The 13,817-nt window shown below is 32.8% G+C and carries 10 protein-coding genes; 6 read left to right on the top strand and 4 right to left on the bottom strand.

Translation table 11 applies throughout. From position 1 onward, the window contains the following. The first annotated feature begins 69 nt into the window (after positions 1-69). The 6 genes from HNV10_RS15985 (at position 70) to HNV10_RS16010 (ending at position 7,868) form a co-directional block, all read left to right on the top strand. On the top strand, positions 70-1,023 hold the full coding sequence (locus HNV10_RS15985; RefSeq protein ID WP_173302401.1) for a tetratricopeptide repeat protein: 954 nt from the start codon (positions 70-72) through the stop codon (positions 1,021-1,023). A gap of 119 nt (positions 1,024-1,142) precedes the next feature. After that, on the top strand, positions 1,143-1,817 hold the full coding sequence (locus HNV10_RS15990; protein ID WP_173302402.1) for a TetR/AcrR family transcriptional regulator: 675 nt from the start codon (positions 1,143-1,145) through the stop codon (positions 1,815-1,817). Positions 1,818-1,822: 5 nt separating this feature from the next. After that, on the top strand, positions 1,823-3,481 hold the full coding sequence (locus HNV10_RS15995) for a peptidase domain-containing ABC transporter (RefSeq protein WP_173302403.1): 1,659 nt from the start codon (positions 1,823-1,825) through the stop codon (positions 3,479-3,481). A 14-nt stretch (positions 3,482-3,495) separates the two neighbouring features. Continuing rightward, positions 3,496-4,845, top strand: coding sequence for an HlyD family secretion protein (locus HNV10_RS16000; protein ID WP_173302404.1), 1,350 nt, complete (start codon positions 3,496-3,498; stop codon positions 4,843-4,845). Between the two features lie 3 nt (positions 4,846-4,848). Beyond that, complete coding sequence (locus HNV10_RS16005) at positions 4,849-6,252, top strand: TolC family protein (RefSeq protein WP_173302405.1); 1,404 nt, start codon at positions 4,849-4,851, stop codon at positions 6,250-6,252. Between the two features lie 260 nt (positions 6,253-6,512). Then, on the top strand, positions 6,513-7,868 hold the full coding sequence (locus tag HNV10_RS16010) for a UDP-N-acetylmuramate--L-alanine ligase (protein WP_173302406.1): 1,356 nt from the start codon (positions 6,513-6,515) through the stop codon (positions 7,866-7,868). 29 nt (positions 7,869-7,897) lie between these two features. On the opposite strand, the gene HNV10_RS16015 is transcribed toward HNV10_RS16010, so the two are convergent. The 4 genes from HNV10_RS16015 to HNV10_RS16030 all read right to left on the bottom strand — a co-directional run bounded on the left by HNV10_RS16015 (position 7,898) and on the right by HNV10_RS16030 (position 13,769). Continuing rightward, positions 7,898-8,200, bottom strand: a complete 303-nt coding sequence (locus tag HNV10_RS16015; RefSeq protein WP_173302407.1) for an immunity 53 family protein — start codon at positions 8,198-8,200, stop codon at positions 7,898-7,900. 282 nt (positions 8,201-8,482) lie between these two features. Next, entirely contained in the window at positions 8,483-10,324 is a 1,842-nt protein-coding gene (locus HNV10_RS16020) for a PLP-dependent transferase (protein WP_173302408.1), read from the bottom strand. Between the two features lie 96 nt (positions 10,325-10,420). Next, positions 10,421-12,622, bottom strand: coding sequence for a B12-binding domain-containing radical SAM protein (locus HNV10_RS16025; protein WP_173302409.1), 2,202 nt, complete (start codon positions 12,620-12,622; stop codon positions 10,421-10,423). A 202-nt stretch (positions 12,623-12,824) separates the two neighbouring features. Then, positions 12,825-13,769: a tRNA dihydrouridine synthase gene (locus HNV10_RS16030; protein WP_173302410.1), complete on the bottom strand. Its 945-nt coding sequence runs from the start codon at positions 13,767-13,769 to the stop codon at positions 12,825-12,827. Between the last annotated feature and the right edge of the window lie 48 nt (positions 13,770-13,817).

A 13,817-nucleotide genomic window follows, 5' to 3' on the forward strand; every position in this document is an offset into this window, starting at 1 on the left:
AAGTTAACAATTTGTTGAGGATACCAAACGTTATTAAATTGTATTTTTGTTTAAATGCTTCATAATTATATGCTAAGAATTCTATTTGTATTAATGCTATCATCGGCTTGCTATGCACAAACCGCTATTGAGAATGCAGAATCGTTTATTGCTAAGAAAGAATTTGTAAAGGCACAGAATGAAATGACCCAGTTTTTAAAATCTAACCCAAACGATTTAAAAGCTATTGAGGTTTTGGGAGACGCTTATGGTCATCAAAAAAAATGGGATGATGCTATTGCGCAATATCAAAAATTGAAGCAAAAACGACCAGAAAACGCCAATTATCAATATAAATATGGAGGTGCTTTAGGTATGAAGGCTTTAAGTATAAGTAAACTAAAAGCGTTGACTATTATTGGCGATGTAAAAGACGCATTTTTAAAAGCTGCCCATTTAGACCCAAACCATATTGAAGCGCGTTGGGCTTTGGTGGAGTTATATGTGTCATTACCAGCAATTGTGGGAGGAAGTAATGCAAAAGCCTTAAACTATGCACAGCAATTACAAGAATTGTCTAAAGTAGATGGTTATTTGGCAAAAGGGTATGTTTACGAGTATGATGATGAACCAGAGCTTGCCGAAAAATATTACAGATTGGCCATTAAAGTTGGAGGTTCTGTAACCTGTTATGAGAAGTTAACTAATTTCTATGAAGGACAAGAGCAACCAGAAAAAGCGATAGGGAATCTAGAAGAGGCAAAAGACAAACACCAGAGAAATGCAATGCATTATCAAATAGGTAAAGTTTGCGCAGATTATAATATTCAGTTAGATAAAGGCGAATCTATGTTAAGAGTGTACCTAGAAAATCATTCTACAAAAGATGGTGTGCCAAAAGAATGGGCTTATTATAGGTTAGCACAAATTTATAAGCACAAAAACAATAAACAGGAAGCATTACAGTGGATTAATAAAGCCATTAGTGGATTGCCTAATATTGAGGTGTTTAAGGAGGAGAAGACTACGATTACTAATCTCTAGAAATCAATATATTTTTTAATTACAGGTCAATTATTTCAGTTTTTTTGAAGTAATAAATTTTTGTTAATTATTTAAAATTAATAGTAATACTATTATATTTGCAATCAAAATAATTAATAATGATAAATTTACTTTCAAATTTAAAAATTTCGGTTCCAGATAAAATCTATTTAAAAGACCCAGAATCTTCAAAATTGGGTAAACGAATTATTGAACATAGTATTCTGTTAATAGATGACATAGGCTTTGATAGTTTTACATTTAAGAAATTAGGAGTAAAAATAGGCTCTAATGAAAGTTCTATTTATCGCTATTTTGAAAGCAAACATAAACTCCTTTTATATCTCACATCTTGGTATTGGGCTTGGGTAGAATACCAATTGGTTTTTGCCACATTTAACATGCCTAATCCTAAAGAACAATTATTTAAGGCTATTGAGGTGGTAACTAAAACAATTAAGGAGGACGTTACTTTTTCTCATATAAACGAAGTGGTTTTAAACAGAATTATAATCAACGAATATTCAAAATCGTATTTAACAAAGGAAGTCGATAGTGAAAATAAGGAAGGGTATTTTGTAGTTTATAAACGGCTTATTAAGCGTTTAAGAGATATGATTATTAACATCAATCCTAACTATAAATTTGCGCTAAGTTTAGCAAGTACTATAGTTGAAGGTGCATTACATCAGCATTTTTTAAAAGAGCACTTTATTTCAATAACCGATTGTAATTACGATGTTACGCCTACAGACTTTTTTAAAGAACTCACCATTAATGCTATTAGTAATTAGATATTATGAATAATAAAGAAATTATGTCACCTTGGCAACGGTTAGTTGGTCTTTTAAAACTTGAGAAAAGAGATGTATTACAAGTTGTTTATTACGCTATTTTTTCTGGTATTTTAGCATTGACGCTTCCATTGGGTATTCAAGCAATAATTAATCTTTTGCAGAGTGCGCAAGTAAGTACATCATGGATTGTTTTAGTAGTTTTGGTAACGATTGGAGTAGCCTTTGTTGGCATACTTCAACTAATGCAAATGCGTATAATAGAAACCATTCAACAACGCATTTTTACTAGAGCTTCTTTTGAGTTTACTTACCGTTTTCCTAAAATGAAAATGAATGAGTTACGCAATAATTATCCACCAGAGTTAGCCAATCGTTTTTTTGATACTTTAAATATACAGAAAGGATTATCTAAAATATTAGTTGATATTCCAGCTGCAATATTACAGATAGTTTTTTCATTGATTCTACTCTCATTTTATCATCCGTTTTTTATTGCCTTTGGTGTTTTGTTATTATTGTTAATTTACATTGTATTTAAGTTTACCGCGCAAAAAGGTATGGAAACTAGCCTAATGGAATCTAAGCATAAGTACAAAGTGGCTCATTGGATACAAGAAGTTGCGAGAGCTGTTGTAAGCTTTAAACTATCTGGAAAAACAACACTTGCCATAAATAAAAATGACGAATTAGTTAATAAATATTTAATTGCGAGAGAAAGCCATTTCAGTATTCTAGTTATTCAGTTTATTCAAATGATTGGCTTTAAAGTTTTAGTAACTGCAGGACTATTGCTAATTGGAGGATTACTGGTTTTAAACCAAGAAATGAATATTGGGCAATTTGTTGCCGCAGAGATTATAATATTATTAGTTATTGCATCTGTAGAAAAGTTGATTCTGGGGTTAGAATCTTTTTATGACGTACTGACTTCATTAGAAAAAATGGGACAGATTGTAGATAAAGATTTAGAAAATCAAGAAGGTGAAAAACCAATGTTTAAAGACGATTTTAGCGTAGAATTAGATAATGTAACTTATAAAGTACCAGAAAAAGAAGATGCAATAATTAAAAATGTTTCCTTAACTATTAAACCAAAAAGTAGGCTTCTTATAAAAGGCGAAAGTGGCTCTGGTAAATCTAGTTTATTACGCTTAATTGGTGGTGTTCTAGCTCCTACTAAAGGCAAAGTTTACCTAGATAAGTTTATGCTAAGTAATATTAACTTAAATCATTATCGGTCTAATTTGGGCATGTCCTTAATAGACGAAACTCCTTTTGAAGGAACCATAAGAGAAAACATAACATTTGGCAATAAAGATATTTCAGATGAGCAATTAATGTGGGCAATTGAAAACGTTGGCTTGTTTCAATTTGTAAAAGAATCTCCTCAAGGGTTAAATACCATCTTATATCCTGAAGGCAGACAAATATCCTTTACTATAGCCAAGAAAATTGTATTAGCAAGGGCTATTGTGAGTAAACCAAAAGTGCTGATTTTGGAAGATCCTTTAGATCATTTTGAAACACATGAGGTAAAAAGAATCATTTCATTTTTAACAAATAAAAGTAATTCTTGGGCATTAGTGGTTGTAAGTAGAGCAAACGATTGGACGCAAAGTTGTACACAAGTAGTAACGCTTAAAAAAGGCGAAATCATTTAAAAAAAGAACTCACCATGTTAAATATATCAAATAATCAATTAAATAAATCGGTTAACCTCAGTGAGTACAAATCTGGTAAGCGTGTTTTTCACGAGCGTTATTATAAACATTTTAATAGGTTTTTACTCGTGTTTGCAATTATTGGTATTATCATTTTATTCTTGCCTTGGACACAGAATATCACCAGCAGAGGAAATGTAACCACATTAACACCAGATCAGAGACCACAAACAATACAATCACCAATTCCAGGTAGAATAGAGCAATGGTTTGTCCGCGAAGGTGATTTTGTGTCTAAAGGTGATACCATTATGCAAATCTCTGAAATTAAAAGCGAGTATTTTGACCCTAATTTAGTGGAGCGCACAGCGAGTCAACGCAATGCAAAAGCCCAATCCGTTAGTTCTTATGGCGAAAAAGTAAAAGCCCTAAACCGACAAATTAGTGCATTGTCTAATGAGCGCAATTTAAAATTACAGCAAGCAAAAAATAAGTTGATACAATCTAGATACAAAGTACAAAGCGATAGTATAGATTTAGAAGCAGCAATAACAAATAAGCAAATTGCCCAACTGCAGTTTGATAGAACTGTAACATTGCAAGCTGAAGGTTTTAAAGCAACCAAAGATGTTGAAGACAAACGTTTAAAACTACAAGAAACTGAAGCTAAATTAATCTCGCAAGAGAATAAATTATTAGCAAGTAAAAATGAAGTAATTAATGCACAGGTAGAAATATCTAGAGTTAATGCAGCCTATGCAGATAAGATATCTAAAGCACAGAGTGACAAGTATACAGCGCAATCTAGCCAATTTGATACTGAGGCTCAAGTTTCAAAATTAGACAATCAGTATTCCAATTATCAACTAAGAAATGATTTACGTTTTATAAAAGCACCTTTTGATGGCTACGTTAATAAAGCTATACGAGGAGGTGTTGGCCAAACTTTTAAAGAGGGTGAGGCTCTCGTTGGCATGATGCCAGCAAAAGTAGATTTAGCAGTAGAAACTTTTGTAGAGCCAATTGATTTACCATTGATTAATATAGGAGAAAAAGTACGTGTACAGTTTGATGGTTGGCCAGCAATAGTTTTTAGTGGTTGGCCAGATATAACCTATGGTACTTATGGCGCAAAAGTGGTGGCTATAGAGAACTTTATAAGCGACAATGGTAAGTTTAGAGTGCTTTTGGCACCAGATGAAGAAATCTATAAATGGCCTAAAGAGATTAGAGCAGGTTCTGGTGCTTATACCATGGCCTTACTAGAAGATGTGCCTATTTGGTTTGAGTTATGGCGAAAACTTAATGGTTTTCCTCCTAATTATTATCAACCAAAAAATCAAACTAATTCTAAAAAGAAATAAGGAATGCGTTTTATTATAGCAATTATATTTTTAAGTTTTGGAGTGATTGGTTATGCTCAAACCAATGATTTGTCAAATGTTTTAAGATTTGATGAATATCTTGGTTTTGTAAAGAAATTTCATCCTATTGTAAAACAAGCCCAATTAGTTATTGATGAAAGTCAAGCAAAATTATTAAAATCTCGAGGTGCTTTTGATCCAAAATTTGAAGTAGATTATAACCGTAAGAAATTTAAGAATACCGAATATTACGATAAGCTCAACGGTACATTCAAAATTCCCACTTGGTTTGGTATAGAAATAAAAGCTGCCTTCGAAGAAAATTCTGGACAATATCTAAATCCAGAAGCCTTTGTGCCAGATGATGGACTGTATAGTGCAGGTTTATCAGTGCCTTTGGGTCAAGGGTTACTGATTAATAACAGAATGGCTTCATTAAAACAGGCCAAATTATTTAGAGAACAAGCTAAGGTTGATCGAGATATATACGTTAATAATATTTTGTTTGAAGCGTCTCTGGTTTATTTTAAATGGCTGAAAGCTTATAATGAATTCTTATTATTTGAGGCTATTTTAAAGAATGCAGAACAACGTTTTTTAGGAGTTAAAAAGGGAGTAGAAGTTGGCGAAAATGCAAAAATTGATGCAACCGAGGCGCGCATTGCTGTAAATAATAGAAAATTGGGCTTAGAACAGTCTAAAGTAAAGTTAATGAAGGCTGCTTTAGAATTGTCTAATTTTTTATGGTTAGAAAATAATATTCCGGTAGAATTACAGCCTAATATAATTCCAGATGTGAATTCAGAACCTATTGTAGATGCTACTTTTTCTATCAATCAATTACAAAGTGATACTTCGTTTTTAGAGTCGCATCCAAAGATGATGTCTTTAGATTATAAATTACAAGGTTTGGAAGTTGATACACGATTAAAAGCAAATAAATTATTGCCAAAAATAAATGTAGAATATAATTTTTTATCAGAAACACCAGAAACGGCAAGGACTTTTAATACAGGTGAGTACAAAAGTGGGTTAAATGTGAGTTTTCCATTGTTTCTTAGAAAGGAAAGAGGAGATTTAAAATTGGCAAAATTAAAATTACAAGACACGGAATTTGAAAGAGATGCTACACGTGTTAATCTTCAAAATAAAATAAGGGCCTTAAAACAAGAGTTAGATTCCTATAATAAACAAAATGAAATTACCACCGAAATGGTATCAGATTATGAGCTGATGTTACAGGCTGAAGAACGTAAATTTCAACTAGGAGAAAGTTCTTTGTTTTTAGTAAATTCAAGAGAATCAAAATTTATTGATGGACAATTAAAAGCCATTGAAGTTCAAAATAAGTTCTTTAATACAAAAGCAAAACTGTTTAATAGTTTGGCTTTAAACCCTGAACTTTAGCTTCATAAAAATAGTTCATCGATGTTAGGTTGTTTATAGTTGAAGCGCAATTTTATATGAGTTTTTATAACATTAGTTGGTCACTTTTTTCATTATAAGATTACAATCATATCTTATACATAGACGAGGTTAATATTCTTTATAAAAACTCTATTTTTTTCAACTATAGAATTCATTCTATCTTACGATGAGGTAAACTTGCAAGTTCTTCTCATTTCAAAAAACTTATAGTATTTTTACAGTACATATTTTAGGTAACAATGAACGTACATTTTATAGCAATTGGAGGTGCAGCAATGCACAATTTAGCCATAGCACTTCATAATAAAGGATATAACGTCACAGGTAGTGATGATGAGATTTTTAACCCTTCAAAAGCAAGATTAGAAGCTAAAGGATTACTGCCAGAAACTTTTGGTTGGTATCCTGAAAAAATCACTGATTCTTTAGATGCTATTGTTTTAGGAATGCATGCAAAAGCTGATAATCCTGAATTGCTGAAAGCGCAAGAGTTAGGCTTAAGAATATACAGTTATCCAGAATTTTTATACGAACAATCTAAGCACAAAACACGTGTTGTTATAGGTGGAAGTCATGGTAAAACAACCATTACATCCATGATTTTACACGTGTTGCATTATCATGATAGAGATGTTGATTACATGGTTGGTGCGCAGCTAGAAGGATTTGACGTTATGGTAAAACTAACTGACACCAATGATTTTATTGTTTTAGAAGGAGATGAGTATTTAAGTTCGCCAATAGACAGACGACCAAAATTTCATTTATATAAACCCAATATTGCGTTGCTAAGTGGTATTGCTTGGGACCATATTAATGTGTTTCCTACCTATGAAAATTATGTAGAGCAGTTTAGCATTTTTGTAGATTCAATTGTTACAGGTGGAAGTATTAATTATAACGAAGAAGATGCTGAGGTAAAACGAGTAGTGGAAGCTTCAGAAAATCAATTACGTAAAATTGCATACCAAACGCCAGAATATACAGTTGAAAATGGCGAAACACTATTAGAAACTCCAGAAGGCCCAATGCCAATTGAAGTGTTCGGTGCGCATAATCTAAATAACTTAGCAGGAGCAAAGTGGATTTGCCAACATATGGGAATCGATGAAGATGATTTCTATGAAGCCATTTCAACTTTTAAAGGTGCAAGTAAACGTTTAGAGAAGATTGCCGAATCTAATACAAGCGTAGCTTATAAGGATTTTGCGCATTCACCAAGTAAAGTAAAAGCGACAACAAAAGCCGTAAAAGAGCAATATGGTAATAGAACTTTAGTAGCTTGTTTAGAGTTACACACGTATAGTAGTCTTAATGCGGAATTTCTTAAAGAATACAAAGGCGCTTTAGATGCGGCAGATATAGCTGTTGTATTTTATTCGCCACATGCTGTTGAAATTAAAAAGTTAGAAGAAGTCTCCAAAGACCAAATTGCTAATGCTTTTGAGCGCGAAGATTTAATTATTTACACCAATCCAGAAGAATTGAAAGACTTCTTATTTTCTCAGAGTTTTGATAATAAATCATTGTTATTAATGAGTTCTGGTAATTATGGTGGTTTAGATTTTGATGAGGTGAAAGGGTTGATTGGTTGATTTATGCATTAAAAACTAATTTTAGAATTTTACTCATTCTCAATCTTCTCAATCATTTCTCTAAATAAATTGAGTAGATAAGTTAATTTACTAGCATCACCTGCAGCTCTAAAACGTTGGTTCTGAATTTTTACACCATACCAATCTTGTTTGCCATTCTCGTTAAGAACCCATTTTATTTCAAGATTAGCAATTGAGGTTTTTGAGATGTCTATTTCAACATCCCAACCTAATGGATTGTCTAAAGTGGTTATTTGGATAACATCTCCTTTTTCCCAGTCTCCATCTGCGTTGTCTTTAAACCAGTTTTGTATCCATTCTAATATTTCCATGCTGTATTGAGGTATTTAATTTGATTATTTATTTTGTCGTCAGTTCGAGTGTTTATTCATTGGAAGTGCAACGCAAAATGAATAAATGTATCGAGAACCATTTGTAAACCTAAAGGTTCTCGATACAATTTTTCAAAAAAGTAAAATCACTCGAACTGACGATTCGGTTTTCAAAATGATTTAATATATTATTTGAAAGCACTATTGTCACATTGAGCACAGTCGAAATGCAATGTAACTAAAATTTAAATTGTCTTCTACTGCGTTCAGACTGACAATGGATTAAATACTTTGCACAAACTCTAAAAACACTTTCTTATGAAGTTCTAAATCCATATCTGGCGATAAAGCAACTCTTGCAATATAATCTTTATCACCTTCTTTGGTCGTGCCTTGTGTTGAGGTTGCTGGTATGGTCCAATACACACCTTTTAGTTGGCCGTAACTCACGCAATATTTACTCTCATCAGGAATTTTAGTAATCATTAAATCAATTAATTTATGATTCAGTGCTCTTTTATAGGTTTCCTTTTCTTCAGCTGTATCGCCTTTGGTTGGCAAGTCTAAAGAAAACACAGATGGTGTAAATCCTTGTTCGGCGAGTGCTTCTGACACAAAATTAATTTTTGCGCCTGATAAGTTTTCATGTATAAAATTAACAAATGCTCTTGTGTTGGTGTAAGCATCCGCAATTCTTTGATTCATTGACGGCATTTGTTTTGCTAATAACTCGTACTGAAGTGCTGTGGCTTCATTATCGCAAAGGTCTAAATGTAAAGCGATGTTAGGCATTAAATCTTTGGCCTTTTTATTCGCAACACAATAACCAGCTGTACATTTTCCTCCACTTGGAAATTTAGAACCACTCACATAAGAAATTGTTCTTACCACAGAAAGCGTATCATTTTCACCTAAAAAGTGAACATTAGGACAAAATGTTTGGTCTAAAATAAAAACAGGGTCAATAGCAGTTTCTCCAGAAGCTGTTTTTCGTTTTTTACTGAGAACGTTTTTAAGCGCTTCTAAATCCGGAACTTCAACACGAGGATTGGTTGGGATTTCTGCAATAATATACGGAATAGCATCTTCTGCAGCCACTTTAGTTAAAACAGCATCAATACTTTTTACCATATCATTGTCGCCATCGACTTCTAAATCTACCACATCTACATGGTCTAAACAGGCAGCAACACGTCTAGCTTGGTCATTAGTACCACCATAACAATTGGTTGGCACAATAAACTTAATTGTTTTGCCTTTGTGATTGTCTAATGCGGAATGAATTAATCCCATCATTATGGCATACTGAATAGATAAACCACTAGAACCAACAACAGCTTGCGTTGCCGAATTGGTAATGGTGTTTATTTCGCTTAAAACCGTTGCTTTATCTTTAAGATTAGTTTGTTCTACTTTAAATGTAGTTTGTTCTGTAAGTGCATTTAAAGCCAATAGCGCATTAGAAGGCGTCATAGCAATAGTTTCACGACGTCTTACATGTTGAATATCTGAAATATACTGGTCGTTTTTCGCTCCATTAACAATTAAAATACTTCCCAATTGATGGTAAAGATTAATGTAGAAATCTATATTAGAATTAAGTTCAATGGCAGCAATTTGGTTGTGTTCTGAAATAAATATGGTACTTCCGTCATAGGCTGCAACATCTTCTAAACGTTCCACTTTTTTAAGTTCAAAATTATAACCGTAAACTCGTTTAATAAGGTCTGCATTAAAAGATTTAGGTAAGGTATTGGTATATACAATTTGAGTGTTTTTATTCGTGAATAAATTAGCTCTCAAAATAGACAATACAGGTACGGTTTGTGACGAAAAACTAATCACACTCTCTGATTTTACATCTTGTATTTTAGCAATTGCCCATTCTAAAACAGAAGATAAAGGATGACCTAATCTAATATAATCGTAAGCAGTTGGTAATGCATTTAATGCTGATGCTTCAGCATTATTATTGTTAAATAACGTTTGAAATTCATCTAAAAACTCTGTTTTAGCCAAGCTTTCATTGTAAATATCTAAACGATGCGTTGTTAGATTTAACCAGTCTGTTGGCATGTGGTCTAAAACGGCTTTTATATAATTGTGTATCTTATTGACTTTCATAATTTCCATTTTAAATGGGTTGCAAAGATACGTTAGTTGGTTTTTTGGTGAAAGACTTACAAGGTGTTTTGTTTAAACGCGGTATTATTTTAAAGATTACAAAACCAACAACCCAAATCCACGCAAAATATCAATAGGTTTAGAATACCAAAACAGTTCAAAATCTTCAAATTGAGTTTCAAAATTGGCTTTTAATTGCTTAAATGTTTGTGGTTTATTTTGAGGTGAAAGGTCTTCTAAAGTGTCTAAAAGCCAAAGTCCTTTATTTTTTTCTAATGTAATTTGATAGCTTTCTACAGCATCATGAAACGTAAATTCTACGTAATCTATAGTTTTTCCTTTTTTCGATTTAGAAAATTCAGACACTAAAGGTAAACCACCTAACCAGGTGATTTTAGCACTTGGTTTTATAGTTGGTGTTACTTCTTCAGCTAAACAATTATAGATAAAATCTGGGTGAATTGTAGTTTCTGGTACATTAAAATCAAACCAATCTTGTAGTGGAATTTCAAACCCAATACCATGCATAAAATTAAATAGGGATTTTTTTAAACCAAAACTAAATTGGCTGTGGTCTATGCCTGTTGAATCTGTAAAGTCCACATCATTATTAGCAAAACTGATGGTTTTGTAATTAGGAGTAATCCCATAATCTTCGGGATGTAAACCAACAGGACTATGTGCTGTTAAAGCAAATTGGTGCCAAAAACCAGATTGTAAAATGCCGATTTCAAAAAGTTGACGTACCATTTCTAAACTATCTACGGTTTCTTGTGTAGTTTGCGTTGGGTAACCATACATTAAATACGAATGTACCATAATGTTGGCTTCCGTAAAATTGCGCGTTACTTGTGCTACTTGTGCAACAGTTACGCCTTTGTCTATTAGTTTTAATAAGCGGTCCGAAGCCACTTCTAAACCACCAGAAACAGCAATACAGCCAGAGGCTTTTAGTAAAAGACAGAGATCTTGTGTAAAGTTTTTTTCAAACCTAATATTTGTCCACCATGTAACGCTGAGGTCTCGTTTTATAATTTCGAGCGCTAAAGCTTTCATTAAAGAAGGAGGTGCAGCTTCATCTACAAAATGAAATCCGGTTTCTCCTGTTTGTGCAATTAAGGTTTCTATGCGATCTACCAAAAGGCTAGCAGCAACGGGTTCGTAAATTTTAATATAGTCTAAAGAAATGTCGCAAAACGTACATTTTCCCCAATAACAACCATGAGCCATGGTGAGTTTATTCCATCTGCCATCACTCCATAAACTGTGCATTGGATTCGCAATTTCTATAACAGAAATATATTGGTCTAACCATAAATCTGAATAGTCTGGTGTGCCAACATCTGCTTGTTTATAATCTGGTGTTGTGCTGTTGTTTTTGTAAGTAACAACGCCATCTGCGAGTAAATAGGTACGTTTAAATTCTTGTTCTGAGGTGCTTCGTTTTGATGCTGAAAGACAAACGTTTTTATAGAGTAATTCAATTGGTAATTCGCCATCATCTAAGGTGATAAAGTCAAAAAACTCAAAAACTCTAATGTCTGTTACAGAGCGTAATTCGGTATTAGGAAAACCGCCACCCATTGCAATTTTTACATTAGGATAATTTGCTTTTATAAACTGTGCACAACGAAAAGCGCTATATAAATTACCAGGAAAAGGTACTGAAAAACAGATGAGTTTGGGTTGCGTTTCTTTTATCTGAGCGTCTAATAGTTCTAATGTAATTTGATCAATATAAGTAGCATCGTCTTGCAATTGTGCATAGAGTTCATCAAAGGAGTTGGCACTTTGTCCTAAACGTTCTGCGTAACGGCTAAAACCAAAATCTGGATCGATACATTCTACAATAAAATCTGATAAATCTTCAATATATAAGGTTGCTAAATGCTTGGCTTTATCTTGCATTCCCATAGAACCAAAAGCAAAATCCATATCATCTAATTGTTCAAAACGAGAGGCTTGTGGTAAAAATCCATCACTACAAATTTGCCTTGCAAAGGTTTGATTTTTACCTTGAAGAAATAAAATAATATCATCTAAAGACTTTAAATAAATATCCTTTAACGCATAAATACGTTGGCAATTTTCAGATTGAATTCTGTCATTTTCTAAAGCAAGTTGAAACAAGTCTTGAAATGTTGATTTAGAAAAAAGCTCTAAAATAACCTCAATACCTAAATCCATTTGAAACGCTTCGATGCCTTTTGTATTTAAGAATCCTTTAAGATAAGCAGTGCCAGGATATGGCGTGTTGAGTTGTGTAAATGGAGGTGTTATGAGTAAGAGGTCTTTCAACTTTATAGATTATATTAGAGTTGCAAATATAGTTGTAAAATGGTTGAATTTTTTGAATTCGAATAGAACTAAAGTTGTTCGTTCGAGTGATTCCGTTTTTAAGGAATCGTATCGAGGACATTTATTTATTCTTCGTTTCACTTCAAATAAATAAACACTCCAACTGACGTTTATGGTTTAAATAAAGATTAGATGTTTAAACCTATCCATTCTTCAAAATCTCTGCAACAGCTTGTTGGTAAGCTCTAGGATTATTCGCTTTTTTAATTTTCTTAAACGTTTTTTGAGGATTAGAAAATGATTGCGAAAAGTATTCCCAAAACCCTTGCATCTTCATTTTTATAGGTGTTGGTCCAGATAAGGCAGCATCGTATTGATGGTAAATGGTATCGTGGAATTCTCTAAAGATTTCCCATCTGTTTTCAGGATAGGTTGTGGTGTTGTTTTTAATCATGCTTGGTAAAAATGGGTCTGCAATTAAACCTCTACCAATCATAAAATGGTCTATACTTGGGAAACGCGTTTGCATTTCCTTCAACTTTGCTACACTAGTTATATCACCATTGTAATATAATTTGTGTTTAGTACTTTCTATACATTTCTGAAACGCCTCTAAATTTACACCACCTTTATAAAGTTGTTTGCCAATACGTGCATGGATGGCAATATTTTTTAATGGATAGGTGTCTAAAATCGGAAAAACATCGAGTATCTCTTCTGGGTTTTCATAACCCATTCTCATTTTCATGGAAACCAAAATGTCAGTTTCTTTGTGTACACGTTCTAAGATATGATTTATTTTTTCTGGATCACAAATTAAGCCAGAACCCATGCCACGTTTAGTGACCATTGGATATGGACAGCCTAAATTCCAATTCAATTCTTTATAACCTAATTCTTGAATATAATCTACTACAAATAGGAACTCATCAGCACTATTAGTCATTATTTGCGGAATAACTTCGAGTTCAGAGTTGTGTTCTAATTGTAAATCTCTTTGGTAAGAATTTTTAATAATAAGTTTATTATTGAATCTGATATAAGGCGCATAAAAAGTGTCAATGCCACCAAAGTAATGGTTAAATGCATTACGAAATCTAAAGTCAGTAAACCCTTGAAGTGGTGATGATAAAAGTGTTATTGACATTTAGTTTAAAATTTAGAGCAACGAAAGTCGTTCAAATTAATTAAAGTG

It is taken from the genome of Winogradskyella litoriviva (genome assembly GCF_013249065.1).
In the GTDB taxonomy this organism is placed as follows: Bacteria; Bacteroidota; Bacteroidia; order Flavobacteriales; family Flavobacteriaceae; genus Winogradskyella; species Winogradskyella litoriviva.

Bases quoted from the DNA above. Each gene is read 5' to 3' on its own strand.
- HNV10_RS15985 (WP_173302401.1), top strand. From the start codon at position 70: ATGCTAAGAATTCTATTTGTATTAATGCTATCATCGGCTTGCTATGCA.
- HNV10_RS15990 (WP_173302402.1), top strand. From the start codon at position 1,143: ATGATAAATTTACTTTCAAATTTAAAAATTTCGGTTCCAGATAAAATC.
- HNV10_RS15995 (WP_173302403.1), top strand. From the start codon at position 1,823: ATGAATAATAAAGAAATTATGTCACCTTGGCAACGGTTAGTTGGTCTT.
- HNV10_RS16000 (WP_173302404.1), top strand. From the start codon at position 3,496: ATGTTAAATATATCAAATAATCAATTAAATAAATCGGTTAACCTCAGT.
- HNV10_RS16005 (WP_173302405.1), top strand. From the start codon at position 4,849: ATGCGTTTTATTATAGCAATTATATTTTTAAGTTTTGGAGTGATTGGT.
- HNV10_RS16010 (WP_173302406.1), top strand. From the start codon at position 6,513: ATGAACGTACATTTTATAGCAATTGGAGGTGCAGCAATGCACAATTTA.
- HNV10_RS16015 (WP_173302407.1), bottom strand. From the start codon at position 8,200: ATGGAAATATTAGAATGGATACAAAACTGGTTTAAAGACAACGCAGAT.
- HNV10_RS16020 (WP_173302408.1), bottom strand. From the start codon at position 10,324: ATGAAAGTCAATAAGATACACAATTATATAAAAGCCGTTTTAGACCAC.
- HNV10_RS16030 (WP_173302410.1), bottom strand. From the start codon at position 13,769: ATGTCAATAACACTTTTATCATCACCACTTCAAGGGTTTACTGACTTT.